We start from the raw sequence: 22,910 nt of genomic DNA, 5'->3' as shown, positions 1-22,910 counted from the left end.
TCTGCGGGCGCAGGCGCGAACGCGGAACGCGTGCAGATGCGGCGCATCATACGCGGCAGAATTCTTCCAGCACCGCCAGCCGGCGGCGCGGCTCGGCCACGAAGGGGTTGCTGCGGTCCCACGCGTAGCCGGCCAGGATCGACGAGATCATGTCGCGGATCTCGGAGTTGGCATTGGGATGGAAGATCAGTTGCTGGAAGCGGCCCTCGTACCAGGCTTCGACAAACACGCGGAAGCAGTCCACGCCGGCCTTGAGCGGCTGGGCGAAGTCCTGCTCCCAGTCCACGGTGTCGCCGGCAAGCTGGCGCACCAGGCATTGCGCCGCCAGGCTGGCCGACTTGAAGGCGATGGTCACGCCGGACGAGAACACCGGGTCCAGGAACTCCCCGGCATTGCCGAGCAGCGCATAGCCGTTGCCCCACAGGGACTTCACATTGGCCGAATAGCCGGCGATCTGGCGCGCGGGGGTGTCCCACTGCGCGTTGCCAAGCAGCTTTGCCAGGCCGGGTTCCTCGGCCACCAGCGCCCGCAGCCGTTCGGTCTCGGTGCCCGTGTAGCGGTCCAGGAATGCCTTCTCGGCAACCACGCCCTGCGAGCAGCGGCCGTCCGAGAACGGGATGGTCCAGTACCAGACGTCAGGGTGTTGCGGATGCACGCTGATCAGGATCTTGTTGCGATCGAAGGCGCCCGGCGCGATGCGGTCTTCCACGTGGGTGAAGAGCGCGCTGCGCACCGGGAAGCCCGACGGCGATTCCAGCTGCAGCAGGCGCGGCAGGATGCGGCCAAAGCCGGAGGCATCGAGCAGGAACTTCGCGCGCACGCTGTACCGGCTGCCGTCCGGCGCACGCACGGTCACCTCCGGCTGCGCGCCGCTGACGTCGACGTCCTCGACCAGGTGCGAGAAGCGCACCTCGGCGCCCTGGCGCGCCGCCTCGCGGATCAGCACGTCGTCAAAGCGCGCGCGCTGCACCTGGTAGGTGGTGCCCCAGCCGGGCGAGAACTTCTCGCGAAAGTCAAAGGCGGTCTGCTGGTCGCCGCGCGCGAAGGCGGCGCCGTTCTTGTACTGGAAGCCCGCTTCCACCACCGCGCGCAGCATGCCTGCCTCTTCGATGTAGGCCATGCTCTGCGGCAGCAGGCTTTCGCCGATGGAAAAGCGCGGGAACGTCTCCTTCTCGATCACCAGCACCGGAATCCCATGCTTGCGCAGCAAGCCGGCCGCGACCGAGCCCGCGGGCCCTGCGCCGATGATGACGACATCCGTGGTTTCCGTTTTCATAAGGTTCGACTCTTTTCTTCTCTTGCATGAACGCCGCGAGGGTAGCGCAAAGCGTCATCCTCCGCGGCAAACGCGAGAATATGACTGCAAATTGGCTCCCGTTGGCCGGCCTGCAACATATTGAAACCAATTCTCCCGGGCTGGATCCCCGATGGGCCGCACGGAAACCGGCAGGGGGCCAGCAAGCCACGCCGACTCGCGGCAAAATGTGGAACCGTGGTCACAGTCTGCCGTTTCCGCCTGTGCCCTGTGCTTTCACCAACCCGACGCCATCCCACCCCACCCAAGGAGCCACCATGCCCGCCACCACCATGCCCTACCGCCGCCTCGGCGCCAGCAACCTGCGCGTTTCGGCACTTTGCCTGGGCACCATGATGTTCGCCGACCAGACCGATGCGGCCGAAGCCGCCCGCATCGTCGCCAGCGCGCGCGACCACGGCGTGAACTTCATCGACACCGCCGACGTGTATACCAAGGGCGCGTCGGAGCAGATGGTCGGGCGCCTGCTGACCGCCAGCCGCCACGACTGGGTACTTGCCACCAAGCTGGGCAACGCGATGCAGGCGGCGCCCAATCACGGGCACTATTCGCGGACCTGGATCCTGCGCGCGGTGGAGGACAGCCTGCACCGGCTGGCGACGGACTACATCGACATTCTCTATCTGCACCGCGATTATCCCGGCGCGAACCTGGAAGAGGCGGTGCGGGCAATGGGCGACCTGGTGCGCAGCGGCAAGATCCGCTACTGGGCGGTGTCGAACTTCCGCGGCTGGCGCATCGCGGAGATCGCACGGCTGTGCGGCGAGCTGGGCGTGCCGCGCCCGGTGGCATGCCAGCCCTATTACAACCTGCTGAACCGGATGCCGGAGGTGGAGATCCTGCCGGCATGCGAGCACTACGGGCTGGGCGTGGTGCCCTACAGCCCGGTGGCGCGCGGCGTGCTGACCGGCAAGTACGCGCCCGGGCAGGCACCGGGCGAGGGTACGCGCGCCGGCCGCGCAGACCGCCGCATGATGGAAACCGAGTTCCGTGAAGAGTCGCTGCTGATTGCACAGCAGCTCAAGGCCCATGCCGAAGGGCGCGGGCTGACCCCGGGCCAGTTCGCCACGGCGTGGGTGCTGGCCAACCCGATTATCTCGTCGGTCATTGCCGGTCCGCGCACGCTCGCGCAATTCGAGGACTACCTGGGCGCGCCCGCTGCCGTCATCACGCCCGAGGAAGAATCGATGGTCGATGCGCTGGTGTCGCCGGGCCATGCCTCGACGCACGGCTACAACGACCCGGGCTATCCGTTCGGGGGGCGGCCCGTGGCACGCGCGCAGGCAGCCTGATGACCGTTTCGGACAGGGGCGCAATGTGGCTCAGGCGCTGCCTGGAGTGATGCCTGTATGCAACGGCACAATGCCCGCGCGTGCGCTTGCTGCAGGCTGCCTTTACTCCTACTAATATCAAGACAGGCGGCGCGCGGCGTGCGCGCGCCGCGAGAACATTGCGCTTCGAGCCGGTGCATGACAGCCCCTGCGCGCTGCATCGGCCCAACAGGGAAGCCCAAACGTGTCGCGTCGTGGCTGGATCTTCGCTGGCTTGGCGGTCGCCCTTGGTGGGGGCGCCTATGTTGTGTACAGCTTTGTCGCAAGCGAAGTGCACAACTCGCACTTGCAGGCGCGGCTGATCGGCAGCCTGGGGCAGCGGCTGACATTCGAGATCCTGCCGGGCGCCAGCGACAGCATCCGTTTCCCGCATTCCGGGCCCTATGACGCCCGCATGGGCTACGGCCAGGTGCCGCTGTTCGCGCAGCGGCTGGAGCAGCGCGGCTACGTTCCCGCCGAACAGGCGCGCATGTCGCCCGAGATGGTGCGGCTGATCGACGAAGGCCTGTTCACGCCCTACCGCGAGAAGAACCAGGCGGGCCTGCTGCTGCGCGACTGCAACGGGCTGACGCTGGCGTTCGAGCGTTATCCGCAGCGCCAGTACCCGGACTTCGGCACGGTGCCGCCGCTGCTGGTGAGCGCCTTGCTCTATGTCGAGAACCAGGGCCTGCTCAACCCGGAATACCCCAATATGAACCCGGCGCTGGACTGGCGCCGGCTGTCGCGCGCGGTGCTCGACCAGGTGATCCGGCTTGCCGACAAGTCGCATGACGCGCCCGGCGGCAGCACGCTGGCCACGCAGATCGAGAAATACCGGCACTCGCCCGAAGGGCGCACCGCATCGATCCCGGAGAAATTCCGCCAGATGGCGTCGGCGTCGCTGCGTGCCTACCTGGACGGCCCCGACACCCAGCGCGCGCGCGAGCGCATCGTGGTCGACTACCTGAACACGGTGCCGCTGTCGGCGCGCGCCGGCTTCGGCGAGATCAACGGCATCGGCGATGGGCTCTGGGTCTGGTATGGCGAGGACTTCGGCGAGGTCAACCGGCTGCTCAAGGAACTGGACCAGCACGCGCCCGAGCCGCGCCAGGCGCAGGCCTTCAAGCGCGCACTGTCGCTGATCATCTCGCAGCGCCGCCCGTCCTACCACCTGCGCCGCGATGACACCAACCTGGATGCGCTGACCGGCAGCTACCTGCGCCTGCTGGCGGCCAACAACGTCATCACCGCCGAGCTGCGCGACGTAGCGCTGGCGCAGCCGCTGGACAAGGCCGCGCCACCCCAGAGCCCGCCGCAGGAGCCCTTTGTCACGCGCAAGGCCGTCAACCGGGTGCGTGCCGATATCACCCGGCTCACCGGGGTGGAGAGCCGCTACGACATGGACCGGCTCGACCTGACCGTGGACAGCACCGTCAACCGCGAGGCGCAGCGCATCGTCACCGAAACGCTGCAGCGCGTGAACAACAAGGCCGATGCGCGCGCCATGGGCCTGTACGGCCACAACCTGCTGCGCGACCACGACGACCCGTCGAAACTGATGACGAGCTTCACGCTGTATGAGCGCGTGGGCAATGCCAGCGTGGTGCGGATCCAGGCCGACAATATCGACCAGCCCTTTGATATCAACAGCGGCGCGCGCCTGAACCTGGGTTCCACGGCCAAGCTGCGCACGCTGGTGACCTACCTGGAGATCATCAGCGAGCTGCACGCGCGCTATGCCGGCATGACCAGCGCACAGCTGGCCGCGGTGCCGCTGGCACGCCAGGACGCGCTCAGCCACTGGGCGGTCGATTACTTGCTTAAGGCGCGCAAGCCCGCGGAGCGCGAGCTGATGGCCATGCTCGATGCCGCCATGGAGCGCAAGTACTCCGGCGGCGCCGGCGAAGCCTTCTACACCGGCGGCGGCCTGCAGAGCTTCAGCAATTTCGAGCGTGAATCGGGCATGCGCAACCTGACGGTGCGGACCGCATTCCAGCACTCGGTCAACCTGGTCTTCATCCGCATGATGCGCGACATCGTGCGCTACGAGACCTTCCACGCCAGCCCGGACATTGGCGAGCTCTTCGATGACCGCGACGCGCCCGGCCGGCGCGCCTACCTGGAGCGCTTTGCCGACCAGGAGGGCAGCGCCTACATGACGAACTTCTACCAGCGCTACCGCGGCAAGAGTTCTGAGCTGCGCCTGGCCACGCTGCTGGGCCGCGTGCGCATGACTACGCCGCACCTGAATGCGGTGCGCATGTCGGTGACGCTGCTGAGCGCGCGGCCGCACCTGGACGAGGACAGCTACATCCGCATCATGCGCGCCCGCCTGGGCGACAAGCAGCTGGCCGGCGAAGACCTGAGCGCGCTGTACCGCAAGTACGGCAAGGACAAGTTCAACCTGAACGACCGGGGCTACCTGTCACGGGTGCATCCGCTGGAACTGTGGATGGTGGAGTACCTCGACCAGCACCCCGACGCGACGCTGGCAGAGATCCTGAAGGCCAGCACCGCCGAGCGCCAGGAAGTGTACAAATGGCTGTTCCGCACGCGCAGCAAGGCCGGCCAGGACAACCGCATCCGCACGCTGCTGGAGCAAGACGCCTTCACGCGGATTGCGCGGCGCTGGCAGCGGCTGGGCTATCCGTTCGATTCCCTGACGCCGTCGTACGGCAGCGCCATCGGTGCCGCGGGCGACCGGCCGGCCGCGCTGGCGGAGCTGGCCGGCATCCTGCTGGCGGGCGGCGTAGTCACGCAGAACACGGCGGTGCGCAGCCTGGCGTTTGCCGACGGCACGCCGTACGCCACGCGCTACGTGCTGCAGCCGGGTCCGGGCAAGCGGGTATTGCCGGCCGAAGTGGCCGAACTGGCGCGGCGCTCGATGCTGGATGTGGTGGAGCGCGGCACCGCCAGGTCGATCCGCGGCGCCTTCACGGTGCCCGGGCGCGACGGCGCCACGCTGGCGGTGGCGGGCAAGACCGGCACCGGCGACCAGCGCTACCAGGTCTATGGGCCGGGCGGGCGGCTGATTTCGTCGCGCTCGGTGAACCGCTCGGCCACCTTTGTGTTCACGCTGGGCGAGCGCTTCTTCGGCACCGTAGTGGTCAATGTGAGAGAACCCTATGCGGCGCGCTACAGCTTTACCAGCGCGCTGGCGGTGCGGGTCCTGCGGGCGGTCGCGCCGCAGGTGTCGGCGATGGCGCCGGGTGGCGACCGCCCGCTGCTGCGTTGCCATGATGCCGCGCCCGGCCTGCGTACGCCGCGCGTGCCCGCCATGGCCACGCCGGCCGACGCCGTGCCTGGCGCCACGCTGGCCCAGGGCCTCCAGAGCCTCCAGGGGCCGGCGCGCAGCGGCACGCCCAATACTGCCGCGGTACCGCAGGCGCCTGCCGCGCCCGAGGTACCGGCCCTGGCCGACGCGCAGGACGCCGCCGGCGTGCGCCGCGCCAGTCAGCCCTTGCGCCGGACCATGCCGTAGATCACCAGCAGCACGATCGCGCCAATCACCGACGCAATCCAGCCGGCCGGCTGGCCCGGCAGGTACCAGCCCATGGCGCGGCCGACGTAGCCTGCAGCCAGCGAGCCCAGCACGCCCAGGACGATGGTCATGATCCAGCCCATCTTGTCGTCGCCGGGTTTGACCGCCCTGGCGATCAGGCCGACGATAAGGCCAACGAACACGGTGCCAATGAATGCCATCATGATGCGCTCTCCCGGTAGTGGTCTGAGTCCATGCCGGCCGCAAGGGGCGGCCGGTTGCGCTTCATGATACACGCAGCAGTCTGGTGCGTATGACGCTCAAGTGACAAGCGCAGGCGCTGCCGTCAGGCCTGCGCCAGCCGGAACTGGCCGACCGCGTGATGCAGCGCATCGGCCTGGTCTTCCAGCGAGGCGGCGGCGGCCGCGGCTTCTTCCACCAGCGCGGCGTTCTGCTGCGCCATCTGGTCCATCTGCGACACCGCCTGGTTGACCTGCTCGATGCCGCCGGTCTGCTCCTCGGTAGCCGCGCGCATCTCGGCCATCAGGTCGGTCACGCGCTTGACCGCGCCGACGATCTCGTCCATCGCCTTGCCCGCGCTTTCAACCAGCACCGCGCCGTCATCCACGCGCTGCGCCGAGTTGCCGATCAGCGCCTTGATCTCCTTTGCAGCGGTGGCGCTGCGCTGCGCCAGCGTGCGCACCTCGCCGGCCACCACCGCGAAGCCGCGGCCCTGGTCGCCGGCACGTGCCGCTTCCACGGCCGCATTGAGCGCGAGGATGTTGGTCTGGAAGGCAATGCCCTCGATCACGCCGATGATGTCGACCACCTTGCCCGAGGCATTCTTGATCTCGCCCATGGTGTCCACCACCTGGCTGACGATGGTGCCGCCGCGCACCGCGATGTCCGATGCGCCTTCGGCCAGGTGGCTGGCCTGGCGCGCGTTCTCGGCGCTCTGGCGCACGGTGCTGGTGAGCTGCTCCATGCTGGCGGCGGTTTCCTGCAGCGACGCGGCCTGTTCTTCGCTGCGGCGCGACAGGTCGGCGTTGCCCGCGGCGATCTGCTTGGCCGCGCCCGCGATCGAATCGGCCGAGCCGCGGATGCTGCCGATTGCGCCGGTCAGGCGCGCCTGCATGCGATGCATCGCATAGAGGACGCTGTGCTCGTCGCCGGGGCGCACCTCTACCTGGCTGCCGAGGTCGCCTTCGGCAATGCGCCCGGCGATGTGCGCCGTGGTGGCAGGTTCGCCGCCCAGCTGGCGCTGCAGGCTGGCCGCCACGCGCACCATCACCAGCGACATCAGCAAGCCAACCCCCAGCAGGATGCCGAACGCCTTCATCAGTTCGGCGCGGAACGCCGCCTCGATGTCGTCCAGGTACAGGCCCGCGATGAAGTTCCAGTCCCACGGGCGGAAGTTGGCCACGTAGCTCAGCTTGGGCTGCGGCGCATCCGCGCCGGGCTTGGGCCACAGGTACTCGACGAAGCCCTTGCCAGGCCCTTTGCCGATCCCGGCGATTTCGCGGAAGAGGTAGACGCCGTTGGGGTCCTTGGTGCCTTCCATGGCCTTGCCGTTCATCTCCGGCTTGAACGGGTGCATCAATACCACGGTGTCCGAGCGCATCAGCGTGAAATAGCCATCGCTGCCGAAGCGCATCGCGCGCACGCGCTCGATGGCCTGATTCCTGGCCTCGTCCTGCGTCAGCTTGCCGGCCTTGGCCAGCGCCTCGTACTCGGCCACCACCGAGAATGCGGTGTCGGTGACGTGGGCCAGGTCCAGGCGCCGCTCTTCCATGCGTAGCGAGCGGATCTGCCACGCGTTCCACAGCGTGATGCCGAGCAGGCAGATCCAGCTCAGCACCAGCGGCAATAACAGCTTCTTCTTCAGGCTCAGGTTGTGCAGCATTGCTTCCACTCCTCCATATTCCGCGCTCTGCGCGTTTTCTTGTCGGCGACACGCCGGCGGCGTCATGCATCGGTGGCGCCTGTCGCATGCGTGTGAGTCATCGCCTTAACGGCGCAGGAGGCAACTAACTTGACTGGGTAATTTCACCCCTTCGGGTGATATGGTTGATTGGCTTACATGTGCCGTCTTGCTTGTGCGTTGCACATCTCTTCCAGCGAACCAGAGCGCCGCGGACAAGTGATCCGTCCCGCTGCTTCACGTTGTAATGCGCTGTAATCCAGCGCCGTCCCGGACCGTTTGCGATTTCAAATGCGAACGATTATCCTTCTCTCTTCCGCCAACCATTGTGCAGACAATGGCACGCCTGAGCCCGTGTGATGCGCGCAAGGGACGCTCCAGCTATCCGTACACAAGGCAAGACCGGGCCGCCACTTGGGCCGCGCCCGCCGACCAACCGCAATGACCGAAACCCAGCCGGCCTCCGGCCAACAGCGGCGTGCCTTCTGGCTCAAGCATCTCCACCAGTGGCACTGGATCAGTTCCGCGATCTGCCTGATCGGGATGCTGATGTTTGCCGTTACCGGCTTCACGCTCAACCACGCCGCACAGATCGAGGCCAGGCCCGCGGTCGAGACGCGCCACGCCACCATGCCCACGCGCGTGCTCGACAAGGTGCGGGCCGAAGCGCCGGCGGGCGATGCCCAGGGGCGTGAAAAGAAGGCGCCGGTGCCGCCGGTGCTGGCCGACTGGCTGGCGCAGGCGCTGGACATCGACGCCAGCGGGCGCGAGGCCGAATGGTCCGCCGACGAGATCTACGTGGCGCTGCCGCGTCCGGGCGGCGACGCCTGGGTCAGCCTGGAACTCGACAGCGGCGAAGCCCAGTACGAGAAAACCACGCGCGGCGCCATCTCCTACCTGAACGACCTGCACAAGGGCCGCAACACCGGCGCCGCGTGGAGCCTGTTCCTGGATGTGTTCGCGCTGGCATGCCTGGTCTTCAGCGTGACCGGCCTGTTCCTGCTCAAGCTGCATGCGGCCGGGCGCGTGGGGACCTGGCCGCTGGTGGGGCTGGGGCTGGTGGTCCCGGTGCTGCTGGCGCTCCTGTTTATCCATTGAGTCAACCGTTCCAACCGTTTTCCTTCCTGCATCCCACTGACGAGGTTTCTCCGATATGCGCCGACTGCTCACCGTCACCCTGACCGGCATGGCCGCGGTTCCCCTGGCCGGCCCCGCGCTGGCCGCGGACCTGAACGTCAAGGTCGAAATCCCGCGCCTGACCGTGGCCGAGTACCACCGCCCCTATGTGGCGATGTGGGTCGAGCGCGCCGACCAGAGCCCGGTGCAGACCCTGGCGGTCTGGTACGACGGCAAGCTCAGGGACGGCGAAGGCACCAAGTGGCTCAAGGACATGCGCCAGTGGTGGCGCAAGGCCGGCCGCGACCTGCACATGCCGGCCGACGGCATCTCCGGCGCCACGCGCGCGCCGGGCGAGCACGGCGTGAGCTTCAGCGACGACAAGGCGCCGCTGGGCAAGCTGCCCGCCGGCAACTACCAGCTGGTGGTGGAAGCCGCGCGTGAAGTGGGCGGGCGCGAGCTGCTGCGCGTGCCGTTCACGTGGCCGCCGCAAGCCGCACAGACCGCCCGCGCCAAGGGCGAACACGAACTCGGCGGCGTGACCGTCGAACTGAAGCCGTAATCCTTCCGGAGCCAGACGATGAAACCTTCCCTTATGTCCGCCGCATCTACCCGCATCGCCACCCGCGTGGCCGTGCTCGCCCTGGCCGCCCTGGCGCCGCTGGCCGCGCACGCGCACCGCCAGTGGCTGCTGCCGTCGGCTACCGTGCTGTCAGGCAGCGATCCGTGGGTGACCGTGGACGCCGCTGTCTCCAACGACCTGTTCTATTTCGAGCACGTGCCGATGCGGCTCGACAACCTGCAGGTGACCGCGCCCGATGGCAGCGCCGTCAAGGCCGAGAACGCTGCCACCGGCAAGTACCGCAGCACCTTCGACCTGCACCTGACCCAGCCCGGCACGTACCGCGTGGCGGTGGTCAACAACGGCCTGTTCGCCAGCTACAAGGTCGACGGCCAGGCCAAGCGCTGGCGGGGTTCGGCCGAGAACTTCGCCAAGGAAGTCCCGGCCAATGCGCAGGACCTGCAGGCCACCCAGGCCGAAGGCCGCATCGAATCCTTCATCACCGCCGGCAAGCCCAGCGACAAGGGCCTGCGCACCGCCGGCCGCGGCCTGGAACTGGCCCCGATCACGCACCCGAACGACCTGGTCGCGGGCGACACCGCCAGCTTCCGCATGCTGCTCGACGGCAAGCCCGCCAGCAACCTGAAGGTCTCGGTGGTGCCGGGCGGCATCCGCTACCGCGACCAGCTGCAGGAGTTCAGCGCCACCACCGACGCCGACGGCAAGTTCAGCGTCAAGTGGCCGGCCCCAGGCATGTACTGGATGGAAGCCGAGGTGAAGGATGACAAGACCACCTTCAAGCAGGCCAAATCGCGCCGTGCCGTCTATGCGGTGACGGTCGAGGTGCTGCCGCAATAAGCCGGTTGCCGGGTTTGAACCGCGTCCTGGTACCTGTTGCGCTGACCGCGCCCCCACAGCCGCCCGCAGCCGATATGCGGCTGCAGCGCTGGGGCGGCGCGACCATGGGCACGACCTGGTCGGTGGCGGCACTGCTGCCGCCGGCCACGGATGCGGACGCCATCGCCGCCGGCATCCAGGCCGTTCTAGATGGCGTGATCGCGCAGATGAGCAACTGGGAAGCGGATTCCGATCTGAGCCGTTTCAACGGCGCGGCACCCGGCAGCTGGCACGCGCTGCCTGAAGACTGCTTCATGGTGCTGCAATGCGCGCTGCTGGTGGCGCGCGACAGCGGTGGCGCCTATGACCCGAGCGCCGGTCCGCTGGTCGACCTGTGGGGCTTCGGCCCAGCACCGGCGCGCACCGCGCCGCCGTCGCCAGACGCGGTGCAGGCCACGCGCGGCCGCTGCGGCTGGGCCCGCATCGAAGTCGATGCCACGGGCCGGCGCGCCTGGCAGCCGGGCGGCGTGTCGCTGGACTTCTGCGCCATCGCCAAGGGCTTTGCCGTCGACGCGGTGGCAGGCTACCTGTGTGAGCAGGGCCTTGACCACCACTTGACGGAGATCGGCGGCGAACTGCGCGGCCATGGCGTCAAGCCCGACGGCATGCCGTGGTGGGTCGCGCTGGAGGCCCCGCCGGGGCTGGGCAGCGATGCCGCGGGGCAGACGCTGGTGGCACTGCACGGCCTGTCCGTCGCCACTTCCGGCGACTATCGCCGCTATTTCGACAGTGACGGTCGCCGCTACGCCCATACCATCGATCCGCGCACCGGCTATCCGGCCAGCCACGCGCTGGCCTCGGTCACGGTCATCCACGCGCAGTGCATGCTGGCCGATGCGCTGTCCACCGCGCTGACCGTGCTGGGCCCGCAGGCAGGCATGGCGCACGCGCGCCGCCACGGCATTGCCGCGCGCTTCCTGGTGCGCACGCCGGGCGGCTTCGACGAACAGCTGTCCCCGGCCTTTGCCGCGATGCTGGCATGAGCGCGAAGGCCATGCCGTCCGCCATCGCCGGCGCAAGCTGGCTTGCCGTTGCCGGCGGCGTCGCGCTGTCCGTGCTGGGGCCGTCGCGCATGGCTATGGCGGCCGGCGTGGTGGCCGCCTATGCGGGCTTCTGCAGCGCGGTGCTTGCCCACCATCGCCAGCGGCGCGTGCGCGTGGTGGCACTGGCTGGCACGGAAGAGGGCGCGACGCTGGTTGCCTACGCCTCGCAGACCGGGTTTGCCGAACAACTGGCGTTGCAGACCGCCAACGCGCTGCACGGCGCGGGGGTGCCGGTGCAACTGCTGTCGCTGGCCGATGTCGATGCGCGGCGCCTGCAGGCATGCCGCCAGGCGCTGTTTCTGGTCAGCACCACCGGCGAGGGCGACGCCCCCGACAGCGCGTCCGGTTTTGCGCGCCGCTTGCTGGCCGGCGCGGATGGCCTGCAGTCCTTGCGCTACGGCATCCTCGCGCTCGGCGACAGCAGCTACGCGCGCTTCTGCGCCTTCGGCCACGCGCTCGACGGCTGGCTGCAGCGTCACCGCGCGCAGCCGCTCTTTGACCTGGTCGAAGTCGACAACGGCGACGCCGGCGCACTGCGCCACTGGCAGAACCACCTGTCGGCCCTGAGCGGCGGCGCGGAGATTGCCGACTGGGAACGCCCGCGCTATGACAGCTGGCGGCTCGCGCAACGCCGTCATCTGAACCCCGGCAGCCAGGGCGCGCCGGCATTCCACCTGTCGCTGGCGCCGCAGGACGATGCGGCAATGGACTGGCAAGCCGGCGACATCGCCGAGATCGGCCCGTGCCACGCGCCGGCCGAGGTTGAACGGCTGCTGGCGCGGCTTGGCCTCGACGGCGCCACACCGGTGCGCTGCGACGGCCGCGACGCCACGCTCGCCGAGGCGCTGGGCACACGCATGCCGCTGCCTGAGGCGCACTTCGCGGCGATGCAGGGCCTGCCGCCGCAGCAACTGGTGGACACGCTGCCGCCGCTGCCGCACCGCGAATATTCGATCGCCTCGCTGCCGCGGGACGGGCAACTCGAACTGCTGGTGCGGCAGACCCGCTACGACGACGGCCGCCTGGGCCTGGCCTCCGGCTGGCTGACCGAACACGCGGCCGTGGGCACCCGCATCGCGCTGCGCATCCGCACCAACCGCAGCTTCCACCCGCCGGCCGATGACCGGCCCCTGATCCTGGTCGGCAACGGCACCGGGCTGGCCGGGCTGCGCGCCCAGCTCAAGGCCCGCGCCGCGGCCGGGCGGCGCCGCAACTGGCTGCTGTTCGGCGAGCGCTCGGCGCAGCATGATGCGTTCTTTGCCGGGGACCTGGCCGCATGGCAGGCCGACGGCACGCTGCAGCGCGTGGACCATGCCTGGTCGCGTGACGGCGGCGCGCCGCGCTACGTGCAGGACGCCTTGCGCGCGCAGGGCGATACGGTGCGCCAATGGGTGGCGGACGGCGCCGCCATCTATGTCTGCGGCAGCCTGCAGGGCATGGCCGGCGGCGTCCATGACGCACTGGCCGGGATCCTCGGCGCAGACGCGCTGCGCCGGCTTGCCGACGACGGCCGCTACCGGCGCGACGTCTACTGAGCGAACCCGCAGCGGCACACGCCGTGCGGAGATCGGCCGCGCGGCTCGCGCGCTGGCCGGCGATGCACTATCTTCGGTGTGAACTGCAAGACATCTGCAGCCAATCACAACACCGAGGAGACCTGATGTTACGCACCCCCCGCCGCCTGGCCGCTGCGCTGGCCCTGCTCGCCACCACCATCCCGGCCGCCATGGCCGAAGCCCCCGTCCGCAACAACGTGCTGGCCGTGCCCGGCCTGGAAAAGCCCGCCAGCGTGCTGGTCGACCGCTGGGGCGTGCCGCATATCTATGCCGGCACGCTCTACGACGCCTTTTTCGTGCAGGGCTTCATGGCCGCGCGCGACCGCCTGTGGCAGATCGACCTGTGGCGCAAGCGCGGACTCGGCGAAATGGCCAGGGACTTCGGCCCGGCCTATGCCGATGGCGACCGCATGGCGCGCGCGGTGCTGTTCCGCGGCGACATGTACCGCGAATGGCTGGCCTATGGCTCCGACGCCAAGCGCGTGGCCGAGGCCTTCGTGGCCGGGGTGAACGCCTATGTGGCGCTGACCGAGCAGAAGCCCGAGCTGCTGCCGCCGGAATTCCGCAAGCTCAACTACAAGCCTGCGCGCTGGCGTGCCGACGATATCGTGCGCATCCGCCACCACGGCCTGACGCTCAACTTCACCGGCGAAGTCGAACGCGCCCAGCTCTATTGCCAGGCCAAACAGGACGCCCCGCGTGCCGACTGGCTGCGCCGCGAACTCGACCCGCAGATCGAGCCCAGGCTCAGCCCCGGCATCGACCCCTGCACGGTTCCCGCCGCCGAACTGCGCCGCGCCTACGAACTGGCCACCGCCGCAGCGCGCTTCCCGAAAGAGGCGTGGGGCAATGCGCAGGCCGCCAGCATCCCGCTCGACCAGCTCTACGCACTGGTGGACCCCAACAGCGACGCCGGCCGCAGCCTCGGATCGAACAACTGGGTCATCGGCGGCAAGCGCACCACCACCGGCCGCCCGATCCTGGCCAACGACCCGCACCGCTCGCACGGCGCGCCCAGCCTGCGCTATATCAGCCACCTGAACGCGCCGGGGATGTCGGTGATCGGCGCGGGCGAGCCGTTCCTGCCCGGCATCTCGATCGGGCACAACGGCACCATTGCCTTTGGCCTGACGCGCTTCTACATGGACCAGGAAGACCTGTACGGCTACGAGCTCAATCCGGCCAACCCGCATGAGTACAAGTACAAGGGCCGCTGGGAACCGATGGAGAGCATCACCGAAGAGATCGTGGTCAAGGGCGAGTCCGCGCCGCGCAAGGTCACCATCGACTTCACGCGCCACGGCCCGGTGCTGGTTGCCGATGCCGGCCGCGCGCAGGCGTGGGCGCTGCGCGCCGCGTGGCTCGACTACGGCATGGCGCCGTACTTCGGTTCGATGGACTATATGCGCGCGCGCAACTGGGACCAGTTCCGCGCCGCCATGAACCGCTGGGGCGCGCCCGGCGAGAACCAGGTCTATGCCGATACCAGCGGCAATATCGGCTGGATCCCGGGCGGGCTGACCGTCAAGCGGCCCAACTGGGACGGCCTCACGCCGGTGGCGGGCGATGGCCGCTACGAGTGGGCCGGCTACCGCAACATGGACGAGCTGCCGTGGGCCTACAACCCCGCGCCAGGCTACATCGTCACCGCCAACGAGAACAACATCCCGCCCGAGCACCCGGCCGCGAAACTTGGCGTGGGCTATGAATGGAGCGACAGCTCGCGCGCGCGCCGGCTCAAGGCCGTGGTGGGCGCCAATGCGCGCAGCTCGGCGCAGGACTCGATGGCGTGGCAGAACGACACCGTTTCGCTGCCGGCCCAGCGCGTGGTGGCGCTGCTGAGGGACGTGCGCAGCGACGACCCGCAACTGGCCCGCGGCCTGGACCTGCTGCGCGGCTGGGACGGCAACGAGCGTGCCGACAGCGCCGCAGCGGCATTGTTCGAAGTCTGGTTCAGCAAACACCTGCGCCAGGCCGTGGTGCGCGCCGCGCTGACGCCCGAAGCCGCACGCCTGGTCGGTGCCGGCGATGCCGCGCGCGTGGTGGCGGTGCTGGAGCAGCCCGGTCCGTGGATGCCGGTGGAGCGCCGCAATGCGGTGATGCTCGAATCGCTGAAGGCCGCCATGGCGGAAGCGGAAGGCAAGCTCGGCCCCGACCCGCGCGCATGGCAATGGGGCAAGCTTCACACTGCCGTGTTCACGCATCCGATGGACCCGATCCTGAGCGACGCGGAACGCCAGCAGTTCAATGTCAACGCCGGTCCGATCGGCGGCTCGGCCTTCACGCCGATGAACACCAGCTACCGCAATACCGACTTCCGGCTGACCGCGGGCGCGTCGTTCCGCATGGTGCTGGATGTGGGCAACTGGGATGCCTCGCGCGTGATCAACACGCCGGGGCAATCGGGCAATCCCGCCAGCCCGCATTACCGCGACCTGGCGCCGTTGTGGGCCAAGGGGGAGTATTTCCCGCTGGTGTATACGCGCAAGGCGGTGGAGAAGGCCAGCCGGGAGCGGTTGGAGTTGGTGCCGCAGTAAGTGGGACAACCCATGCGTTTGAAGTAGCCATCAAGCTCGGCGTACGCACCCCTCTCCCGCAAGCGGGCGAGGGGTGCAAACCGGCGGCGGCGCGTTTGCCGCCTTCCCTTACTTCAACATCTTCAACAGCGCCTGCGCCGCAGCATCAGACGATGCCGGATTTTGCCCCGTCACCAGCCGCCCCGCGATCACGACATGGCTGGCCCAATCCTCGCCACGCGTGAAGCGCCCGCCATTGGCCTTGAGCATATCCTCCACCAGGAACGGGACTACCTTGGTCAGCTGCACGGCTTCTTCCTCGCTGTTGGTGAAGCCGGTCACTTCCTTGCCCTTGACCAGCGGTTCCCCGTCCGCGCCCCTGGTATGGCGGAACACCGCCGGTGCGTGGCATACCGCTCCCACCGGCTTGCCGGCGCGGTCGAACTGCTCGATCAGCGCGGCGGAGCGCTTGTCTTCGGCCAGGTCCCACAGCGGGCCGTGGCCGCCCGGGTAGAAGATGGCGTCGAAGTCTTCCGCCTTCACCTGGTCCAGCGTCAGCGTGCTGGCCAGTGCGGCCCTGGCGGCCGGGTCACCCTGGAAGCGCCGGGTGGCGTCGGTCTGGGCGCCCGGATCGTCGCTTTTCGGGTCGATCGGCGGTTGGCCGCCCTTGGGCGAGGCCAGCGTGATGTCGGCGCCGGCGTCCTTGAAGACGTAGTAGGGCGCTGCGAATTCCTCCAGCCAGAAGCCGGTCTTCTTGCCGGTATTGCCCAGCTGGTCGTGCGATGTCAGCACCATCAGGATTTTCATTGTTCCGCTCCATGTCGGTTCACAGGCAGCCGGGCGAGAAATGCCTCGGCACTGGCACCATCCTAGGCAGCGGACTATGATTCGAAAACTTCTATTATTAGATCTCTGCTATCCAAAAAATGAATATCGGCAGCAAGGACCTGAACCTGCTGTACGTGTTCCACGTGCTGTATCAGGAGGGCAATGCCTCGCGCGCGGCCGCGCGCATGGCGCTGAGCCAGCCGGCGCTGAGCCACAAGCTCAACCGCCTGCGCGACGAGCTCGGCGATCCGCTGTTCGTGCGTGCGCCGCGCGGCCTGACGCCGACGCCGCGTGCGCACGCGCTGGCGCCACAGGTGCAGCGGCTGGTCGGGGATCTCGACGCGTTCTATGATGCCTGTGCCGGCCACGACTACCTGGCGCGCAGCGAGCACCTGCACATCTACACCACCGACTACATGGAGCAGCTGCTGCTGCCCGCCCTGCTGCCGCGGCTGCGCAGCCAGGCGCCGGGCGTGGTGCTGGTCACGCACAACACGCGCGGCGAGCTGCCGCGCGAGGAACTGGAGAAGGGCACCTGCGACCTGGCGATCGCGGGTTTCTATGAGAACCTGCCCGATACCTTCCACCAGCAGCGGCTGTGCAGCGAGGACTTCGTGGTGCTAGCCTCGCGCGCCAATCCGCGCATCGCCGATGGCCTGGATCTCGACGCCTTCCTGGCGTGCGAACACCTGCTGACCACGCTGACCGGCGACCTCAACGGCGTGGTTGACCGTGCGCTTGCCCGGCAGGGGCACAAGCGCAGGGTGGTGGCGGGATTGTCGAGCTTCCTTGCGCCGAGCCGGCTGGTGCGCGGCACGGAACTGCTGCTGACCTGCCTGCGCTCGGTCGCGGAAGAGGCCGTGGCGCGCGACCCTGATCTGGTGCTGCTGCCGGTGCCGTTCGCGCTGCCCCACGTCGACATGATGCAGATCTGGCACGCGCGCACCGATGCCGACCGGCTGCGGCGCTGGCTGCGCCAGCAGATCCAGGAGGCGGCCAGCGCCATCAGCGCGGCCGAGCCGGCCGCGCGCAAGCCCCGCGTCAGGCGCGGTTGACCACCGGCAGCAGCGCGCCCTGCACCGCGCGCGCCGCATCCGAGGCCAGGAACAGGATCACGTCGGCCAGCGCATCCAGGCTGACCCAGCGCGCGGCATCGGCATCCGGCATGGCCTGGCGGTTCTCGGGCGTATCCAGCACGCTGGGCAGCACCGCGTTGACGCGGATGCCCTGGTCGCGCAGCTCTGCCGACATCGATTCGGTCACACGCGCCAGCGCGTCCTTCGAGGCGCAATAAGCGCTCATCTGCGCCAGCCCGCGCGCCGCCGAGTTGGCACCCACGTTGACGATGGCGCCGCCGCCGGCGGCCAGCATGTGCGGCACCACCGCGCGCGCCATGTTCAGCACCGTGCCCACGTTCATGTCGAACACGTGGTTCCAGGCCTCGGCGCTGGTTTCATGCACGCTTGGGCCCATGGCGAAGCCGCCGGCCAGGTTGCACACCACGTCGATGCGGCCGCATGACTGAACCGCTTGCGCGACGGCCTCGCTCAGCTTGGCGGCATCCAGCAGGTCCGCCTGCAGCGTGAGGTGGCCGGTGCCCGCTTCGGGCAGCGGCGCTGCATGCCGGTCCAGCAGCACCACGCGCGCGCCTGCCTGCGCGAAGGCCTGTGCCACGGCGCGGCCCAGGTTGCCGCGTGCGCCGGTGATCAATACGTTCTTGCCGTTGAAGTTCATTTGCGTGCTCCTGCGCCGTCGTGGCGCGCATGGTCGGGTCAGCATCGCCCGGGGGCCGGCTTTTACCATCGTGGGCCGGGGCGAAAAACGCAAGCCAGTCTACGCACCGCTCCCCAACATTTGCTTGCGAAATTGCCTCGGGCTAACCCTTGAACGGCACAGGAAGTTGCGCGCCACGCCGCGTCATTGCCGATTGCGCCGTGGCTTGCGCGCTGGCGTGGTGTCCGCGGGGGCGGCCGCCGCTTCCGCCGCCGCGGTCTGTTCAAGGAAGGCCACCAGCAGCCGCGCCGCCGGCGACAGCAGTTCCAGGTCGCGGAAGCAGATCGCAAAGCGCCGCCGCGCCCAGTCGTTGCGCAGCGGGATCACGCGCAGGCCGAAGGTAGGCGCGATCGGCGCGGCGATCTCGGCCGGGATGATGGTGATGCCCAGGTCGGCACGCACACAGCGCAGCGCAGCGTCGAAGGTCGAGACCACCGCGCGGTAGCCAATGCCGCGCCCGAGGATGGCCGCATAGCGCGTCAGCATGGTCTGCACCGCGGTCTGGGCGGGCATGCCGATATGGTCGTAGTCCAGCGTGTCCTCGAAGCGGCAGTCCTCGGCCTGCGCCAGCGGATGCGAGGCGTGGACCACTGCCGCGAGCTGGTCGGTGCGGTAGGGCCGGGTCTGGAAGCCTTCCAGGTCGGCCGCGTCCCAGCAGATGCCCAGCGGCGCCGAGCCCTCGCGCAGCGCTCGCACCACGTCACTGCTCAGGCTTTCCTCGATGGTCACGCGCACATCGCGGTTGGCCGGCTGCTGCAGGAAGGCGGCAATATCGTCCGGCAGCGATTCCGCCATTGAGGACACCGTCGCCAGCAGCCGCACCTGCCCGCGTATGCCTGCGCCGTAGTCGGCCATGTCGCGCGCGACGCGGTCCGCCGCCGCCAGCATGGCGCGCGCATGCGCCAGCACCATTTCGCCCGCGGGCGTCGGGATCACGCCGCGGCGGCGCCGCTCCAGCAGGGTTGCGCCAACCGTCCCTTCCAGTTGCGCCAGCCGCTTGCTGATGGCCGATGCCACGATGTGCTCCTGCTCGCCCGCACGCGCCATGTTGCGGGTTTCGCAGACGGCGACGAACAGGCGCAGGCTGGTGAGGTCGAGGTCTCGCATGGTAAGGGGCTGCGTGTTTCCGGAATGGAATGTTAAGCCCCTTTGGTTGCCGGTAATCATTCATCCGGGAATTTCTGGATGTAGCTGTGCGGCGCCCGGCAGACATTCCGGTTCGGAATGTTATCGTGCGCGAATCACCGCTTCAGCTCTTGGGCAGAAACTCATAGAGTTCTTCCGTCGCCCCACTGCGGGGCGCAAACCGGAAGCCCCTGAATCATGTCTGTTCCCTTTCCCCGCCACGCCGTTATCCGCGAAGTCGGATTGCGCGATGGCCTGCAGAGCATCCGCACCATCCTGCCCACGGCCAGCAAGGAAGCGTGGATCCGCGGCGCGTACGCGGCCGGTCTGCGCGAGCTGGAGGTGGGCTCGTTCGTGCCCGCGCACCTGCTGCCGCAACTGGCCGATACCGCGCAGCTGGTCGCGTTCGCGCGCACGCTGCCGGGTTTGTTCGTCTCGGTGCTGGTGCCGAACCTGCGCGGCGCGCAGGATGCGCTGGCCAGCGGCGCGGACCTGATGCTCGTGCCGCTGTCGGCCAGCCATGCGCACAGCCTGGCCAACCTGCGCAAGACGCCGGATGAAGTGGTGGCTGAAGTGGCGCGCATCCGCGCCGCGCGCGATGCCAGCGGCGCGAAGACGCTGATCGAAGGCGGTGTCGGCACCGCGTTCGGCTGCACGCTGCAGGGCCATGTCGATCCCGATGAAGTGCTGCGCCTGATGCAGGCGCTGCTCGATGCCGGCGCCGACCGCGTCAGCCTGGCCGATACCGTCGGCTATGCCGACCCGCACATGGTGCGCGAGCTGTTTGCGCGCGCCGTCGATATCGCCGGCGATCGGTTCTGGTGCGGCCATTTCCACGATACCCGCGGGCTTGGCCTGGCCAACGTCCACGCGGCGCTGGAAACCGGCGTGACCCGCTTTGACGCCTGCCTGGCCGGCATCGGCGGCTGCCCGCACGCGCCCGGCGCCAGCGGCAATGTCACGACCGAAGACCTGGCCTACATGCTCGGCAGCATGGGCATCGACACCGGCATCGATATCGGCCGCTTGCTGGCGCTGCGTGAAGACGTGGCTGGCTGGCTCAAGGACGAAACCCTGCACGGCACGCTGTGGCGCGCCGGCCTGCCCAAGACCTTCCCGGCCCAGCCTGCTGGCGCCGCTGCCTGAGACGCAAGATGACCCAAGACAACAGCAACTCCCTGCCGCTGGCCGGCATCCGCGTGGTCGAATTCACGCATATGGTGATGGGCCCCACCTGCGGCATGATCCTGGCCGACCTGGGCGCCGAGGTGATCAAGGTAGAGCCGCCCGGCGGCGACAAGACGCGCAACCTGCCGGGCCTGGGCATCGGCTTCTTCCGCGCCTTCAACCGCAACAAGAAGAGCGTGGTGCTGGACATCACCACCGAGGAAGGGCGTGCCGCCGCGGCCGAGCTGGCGGGCCAGAGCGACGTGCTGCTGGAGAACTTCCGGCCCGGCCTGATGCAGAAGCTGGGGCTGGACTACGCCACACTGTCGCGCGACTACCCGCACCTGATCTACGTCTCGCACAAGGGCTTCCTGCCCGGCCCGTACGAGAACCGGCTGGCGCTCGACGAGGTGGTGCAGATGATGGGCGGGCTGTCCTACATGACCGGCCCAAGCGGGCGGCCGCTGCGCGCGGGCACCTCGGTCAACGACATCATGGGCGGCATGTTCGGCGCCATCGGCGTGCTGGCCGCGCTGCGCGAGCGCGACCGCACCGGGCGCGGCCAGGAGATCCAGAGCGCGCTGTTCGAGAACTGCGTATTCCTGGCTTCGCAGCATATGCAGCAGTTTGCGATGACCGGCGAGGCGCCGCCGCCGATGCCGTCGCGCGTGTCGGCGTGGAGCGTGTATGACGTCTTTACGCTGGCCGGCGACGAGCAGCTGTTTATCGGCGCGGTCAGCGACAAGCAGTTCGCGACGCTGTGCCAGGTGCTGGAGCATCCGGAGCTTCTCGGCAAGCCCGAGTACGCCAGCAATGCCTCGCGCGTGGCGGTGCGTCCGCAACTGCTCGATGAGCTGGGCGCGATCCTGCGCCACCACCGCAGCGCAGAACTGGCGCCCAGGCTCGAAGCCGCCGGCATCCCCTATGCGCCGATCGTGCGCCCGGACCAGCTGCTCGACGATCCGCACCTGCTTGCCAGCGGCGGGCTGGTGCCGATGCAGGCCGACGACGGCTCGACCACGCCCACGGTGCTGCTGCCGCTGCTGATGGGCGGGCGCCGCCCGGGCGTGCGCCGGCCGCTGCCCAGGGCCGGCGAGCACAACGAAGAGATCCTGTTGCAGCTCGGCCAGGGCCGCGCCGGCTGACCGGTACCACGACGGGCATGCCGCGGCACAGCGGCAGCCCGCAAAGATCCTACGATAACGATACGGAGACAACCTCATGCACCCCCGTCGCATCCTTCTCAAGTCAGCGCTGGCGCTGGCCGCCACCGTGGCCGCCGCGCTGGCCGCGCCCGGCATCGGCGCGCTCGCGCAGGGCAATACCGGCAAACCGGTGCGCCTGATCCTGCCGATCAGCGCCGGTTCCGGCGTGGACACCATCGCGCGCGCGGCCGGTCCGGCCCTGGGCAAGGCCTTTGGCCAGCCGGTGGTGATCGAGAACCTGCCCGGCGCCGGCGGTATCACCGGGGCCGCAGCCGTGGTCAAGGCGCAGCCGGATGGCAGCACGCTCGGGCTGGTCTCGAACAACCATGTCATCAACCCGAGCGTGTTCCGCACCATGCCGTTCGATGCCATCAAGGACATCACCCCGATCAGCGTGATCGGCACCACGCCGCTGGTGCTTGTCGTGAATCCCAAGGTGCCGGCAAGGAACGTGAAGGAACTGGTGGCGCTGCTCAAGGCCAGGCCCGACGGCTACAACTACGGCTCGTCCGGCAACGGCACCATCATCCACCTGGCCGGGGAGATGTTCCTGGACGAGGCCGGCGTGAGTGCGCGCCACGTTCCGTACAAGGGCACGGGCCCGATGATGAACGACCTGATCGCCGGACAGGTGGAACTGGGCGTGGTTGCGCTCAACGCGGTGGCGCCGCACCTGAAGGCCGGCACACTGCGCGCGATCGGCGTGTGCGGCGACAAGCGCTCGTCCGCCGCGCCGGAGATCCCCACCATCGCCGAACAAGGCTTGCCCCACTACAACGTCGCCGGCTGGTTTGCCGTGGTCGGCCCCGCCGGCATGCCGCCGGCAGAGGTAAAGCGCGTGCATGACGCATTTGCCAGGGCCTTCACCTCGCCCGAAGTGCTGGAGGCCATGAAGAAGCAGGCCACCGTGATCGAGCCCGGCACACCCGAGGCGGCCGCCAGCTTCTTCCGCAGCGAGGCCACGCGCTACGCCGCACTGGTGAAGAAGGCCAACGTCAAGGTCGAATAGCGGCGGCTGGGCTGAACCATCGGGCGCGGCCTGCAGGCCGCGCGGCGAACGCCTAGAATGCAGCATCGCCCCCGTGACGATGCCCT

Annotated in this window: 18 protein-coding genes; 12 read left to right on the top strand and 6 right to left on the bottom strand. The window is 68.8% G+C overall.

All coding sequences use genetic code 11. From position 1 onward, the window contains the following. Positions 1–46: 46 nt before the first annotated feature. Positions 47–1,276: an NAD(P)/FAD-dependent oxidoreductase gene (locus tag I6H87_RS31385; protein ID WP_011617926.1), complete on the bottom strand. Its 1,230-nt coding sequence runs from the start codon at positions 1,274–1,276 to the stop codon at positions 47–49. Between the two features lie 296 nt (positions 1,277–1,572). On the opposite strand from I6H87_RS31385, the gene I6H87_RS31380 reads away from it, so the two are divergent. Together I6H87_RS31380 and I6H87_RS31375 are read left to right on the top strand one after the other, a co-directional pair. Then, positions 1,573–2,607: an aldo/keto reductase gene (locus tag I6H87_RS31380; protein ID WP_010810784.1), complete on the top strand. Its 1,035-nt coding sequence runs from the start codon at positions 1,573–1,575 to the stop codon at positions 2,605–2,607. Between the two features lie 223 nt (positions 2,608–2,830). Continuing rightward, entirely contained in the window at positions 2,831–6,106 is a 3,276-nt protein-coding gene (locus I6H87_RS31375; RefSeq protein WP_011617925.1) for a transglycosylase domain-containing protein, read from the top strand. Here I6H87_RS31375 and I6H87_RS31370 read toward each other — a convergent pair. Together I6H87_RS31370 and I6H87_RS31365 are read right to left on the bottom strand one after the other, a co-directional pair. Continuing rightward, positions 6,079–6,330: a GlsB/YeaQ/YmgE family stress response membrane protein gene (locus I6H87_RS31370; protein WP_011617924.1), complete on the bottom strand. Its 252-nt coding sequence runs from the start codon at positions 6,328–6,330 to the stop codon at positions 6,079–6,081. The two genes, I6H87_RS31375 and I6H87_RS31370, sit on opposite strands and share 28 nt — an antisense overlap. A gap of 122 nt (positions 6,331–6,452) precedes the next feature. Further along, complete coding sequence (locus I6H87_RS31365) at positions 6,453–8,009, bottom strand: methyl-accepting chemotaxis protein (RefSeq protein ID WP_011617923.1); 1,557 nt, start codon at positions 8,007–8,009, stop codon at positions 6,453–6,455. A 459-nt stretch (positions 8,010–8,468) separates the two neighbouring features. On the opposite strand from I6H87_RS31365, the gene I6H87_RS31360 reads away from it, so the two are divergent. The 6 genes from I6H87_RS31360 (at position 8,469) to I6H87_RS31335 (ending at position 15,738) form a co-directional block, all read left to right on the top strand. Further along, positions 8,469–9,125 (top strand): PepSY-associated TM helix domain-containing protein, encoded by a 657-nt coding sequence (locus tag I6H87_RS31360; RefSeq protein WP_011617922.1) that lies wholly within the window; start codon positions 8,469–8,471, stop codon positions 9,123–9,125. Positions 9,126–9,180: 55 nt separating this feature from the next. Continuing rightward, the gene (locus I6H87_RS31355; RefSeq protein WP_010810779.1) at positions 9,181–9,705 is read left to right on the top strand and encodes a DUF2271 domain-containing protein; all 525 of its coding nucleotides are present in this window, start codon (positions 9,181–9,183) and stop codon (positions 9,703–9,705) included. 18 nt (positions 9,706–9,723) lie between these two features. Further along, positions 9,724–10,563 carry a DUF4198 domain-containing protein gene (locus tag I6H87_RS31350; RefSeq protein ID WP_011617921.1) on the top strand — a complete coding sequence of 280 codons (840 nt, stop codon included), beginning with the start codon at positions 9,724–9,726 and terminating at the stop codon, positions 10,561–10,563. A gap of 14 nt (positions 10,564–10,577) precedes the next feature. After that, the gene (locus I6H87_RS31345; protein ID WP_174549445.1) at positions 10,578–11,585 is read left to right on the top strand and encodes an FAD:protein FMN transferase; all 1,008 of its coding nucleotides are present in this window, start codon (positions 10,578–10,580) and stop codon (positions 11,583–11,585) included. A gap of 11 nt (positions 11,586–11,596) precedes the next feature. Next, entirely contained in the window at positions 11,597–13,180 is a 1,584-nt protein-coding gene (locus I6H87_RS31340; protein ID WP_011617919.1) for a sulfite reductase subunit alpha, read from the top strand. A 125-nt stretch (positions 13,181–13,305) separates the two neighbouring features. Continuing rightward, complete coding sequence (locus I6H87_RS31335; RefSeq protein ID WP_011617918.1) at positions 13,306–15,738, top strand: penicillin acylase family protein; 2,433 nt, start codon at positions 13,306–13,308, stop codon at positions 15,736–15,738. A gap of 108 nt (positions 15,739–15,846) precedes the next feature. Here the strand turns inward: I6H87_RS31335 and I6H87_RS31330 are convergent, their stop codons facing one another. Continuing rightward, positions 15,847–16,524: a type 1 glutamine amidotransferase domain-containing protein gene (locus tag I6H87_RS31330; protein ID WP_010810774.1), complete on the bottom strand. Its 678-nt coding sequence runs from the start codon at positions 16,522–16,524 to the stop codon at positions 15,847–15,849. Positions 16,525–16,643: 119 nt separating this feature from the next. On the opposite strand from I6H87_RS31330, the gene I6H87_RS31325 reads away from it, so the two are divergent. Next, positions 16,644–17,600 (top strand): LysR family transcriptional regulator, encoded by a 957-nt coding sequence (locus tag I6H87_RS31325; protein WP_010810773.1) that lies wholly within the window; start codon positions 16,644–16,646, stop codon positions 17,598–17,600. On the opposite strand, the gene I6H87_RS31320 is transcribed toward I6H87_RS31325, so the two are convergent. Beyond that, positions 17,587–18,279: an SDR family NAD(P)-dependent oxidoreductase gene (locus tag I6H87_RS31320; protein ID WP_011617917.1), complete on the bottom strand. Its 693-nt coding sequence runs from the start codon at positions 18,277–18,279 to the stop codon at positions 17,587–17,589. The two genes, I6H87_RS31325 and I6H87_RS31320, sit on opposite strands and share 14 nt — an antisense overlap. 183 nt (positions 18,280–18,462) lie before the next feature. After that, positions 18,463–19,425, bottom strand: coding sequence for a LysR family transcriptional regulator (locus I6H87_RS31315; RefSeq protein ID WP_011617916.1), 963 nt, complete (start codon positions 19,423–19,425; stop codon positions 18,463–18,465). A gap of 216 nt (positions 19,426–19,641) precedes the next feature. Here I6H87_RS31315 and I6H87_RS31310 point away from each other — a divergent pair, with 216 nt between their 5' ends. The 3 genes from I6H87_RS31310 (at position 19,642) to I6H87_RS31300 (ending at position 22,824) form a co-directional block, all read left to right on the top strand. Continuing rightward, positions 19,642–20,589: a hydroxymethylglutaryl-CoA lyase gene (locus I6H87_RS31310; RefSeq protein ID WP_011617915.1), complete on the top strand. Its 948-nt coding sequence runs from the start codon at positions 19,642–19,644 to the stop codon at positions 20,587–20,589. A gap of 8 nt (positions 20,590–20,597) precedes the next feature. Then, the gene (locus tag I6H87_RS31305) at positions 20,598–21,755 is read left to right on the top strand and encodes a CaiB/BaiF CoA transferase family protein (RefSeq protein WP_011617914.1); all 1,158 of its coding nucleotides are present in this window, start codon (positions 20,598–20,600) and stop codon (positions 21,753–21,755) included. Positions 21,756–21,831: 76 nt separating this feature from the next. Beyond that, a complete protein-coding gene (locus I6H87_RS31300; protein ID WP_011617913.1) occupies positions 21,832–22,824 on the top strand; it encodes a tripartite tricarboxylate transporter substrate binding protein in 993 nt (330 codons plus the stop codon). Positions 22,825–22,910 lie beyond the last annotated feature (86 nt).

This window comes from Cupriavidus necator, from assembly GCF_016127575.1.
Classification (GTDB): Bacteria; Pseudomonadota; Gammaproteobacteria; order Burkholderiales; family Burkholderiaceae; genus Cupriavidus; species Cupriavidus necator_D.
Note: the sequence above shows the minus strand (reverse complement) of the source record. Positions and strands in the feature narration are given on the sequence as shown.

Bases quoted from the DNA above. Each gene is read 5' to 3' on its own strand.
- I6H87_RS31350 (WP_011617921.1), top strand. From the start codon at position 9,724: ATGAAACCTTCCCTTATGTCCGCCGCATCTACCCGCATCGCCACCCGC.
- I6H87_RS31340 (WP_011617919.1), top strand. From the start codon at position 11,597: ATGCCGTCCGCCATCGCCGGCGCAAGCTGGCTTGCCGTTGCCGGCGGC.
- I6H87_RS31355 (WP_010810779.1), top strand. From the start codon at position 9,181: ATGCGCCGACTGCTCACCGTCACCCTGACCGGCATGGCCGCGGTTCCC.
- I6H87_RS31330 (WP_010810774.1), bottom strand. From the start codon at position 16,524: ATGAAAATCCTGATGGTGCTGACATCGCACGACCAGCTGGGCAATACC.
- I6H87_RS31385 (WP_011617926.1), bottom strand. From the start codon at position 1,276: ATGAAAACGGAAACCACGGATGTCGTCATCATCGGCGCAGGGCCCGCG.
- I6H87_RS31360 (WP_011617922.1), top strand. From the start codon at position 8,469: ATGACCGAAACCCAGCCGGCCTCCGGCCAACAGCGGCGTGCCTTCTGG.
- I6H87_RS31325 (WP_010810773.1), top strand. From the start codon at position 16,644: ATGAATATCGGCAGCAAGGACCTGAACCTGCTGTACGTGTTCCACGTG.
- I6H87_RS31335 (WP_011617918.1), top strand. From the start codon at position 13,306: ATGTTACGCACCCCCCGCCGCCTGGCCGCTGCGCTGGCCCTGCTCGCC.
- I6H87_RS31310 (WP_011617915.1), top strand. From the start codon at position 19,642: ATGTCTGTTCCCTTTCCCCGCCACGCCGTTATCCGCGAAGTCGGATTG.
- I6H87_RS31315 (WP_011617916.1), bottom strand. From the start codon at position 19,425: ATGCGAGACCTCGACCTCACCAGCCTGCGCCTGTTCGTCGCCGTCTGC.
- I6H87_RS31305 (WP_011617914.1), top strand. From the start codon at position 20,598: ATGACCCAAGACAACAGCAACTCCCTGCCGCTGGCCGGCATCCGCGTG.
- I6H87_RS31370 (WP_011617924.1), bottom strand. From the start codon at position 6,330: ATGATGGCATTCATTGGCACCGTGTTCGTTGGCCTTATCGTCGGCCTG.
- I6H87_RS31300 (WP_011617913.1), top strand. From the start codon at position 21,832: ATGCACCCCCGTCGCATCCTTCTCAAGTCAGCGCTGGCGCTGGCCGCC.
- I6H87_RS31380 (WP_010810784.1), top strand. From the start codon at position 1,573: ATGCCCGCCACCACCATGCCCTACCGCCGCCTCGGCGCCAGCAACCTG.
- I6H87_RS31320 (WP_011617917.1), bottom strand. From the start codon at position 18,279: ATGAACTTCAACGGCAAGAACGTATTGATCACCGGCGCACGCGGCAAC.
- I6H87_RS31365 (WP_011617923.1), bottom strand. From the start codon at position 8,009: ATGCTGCACAACCTGAGCCTGAAGAAGAAGCTGTTATTGCCGCTGGTG.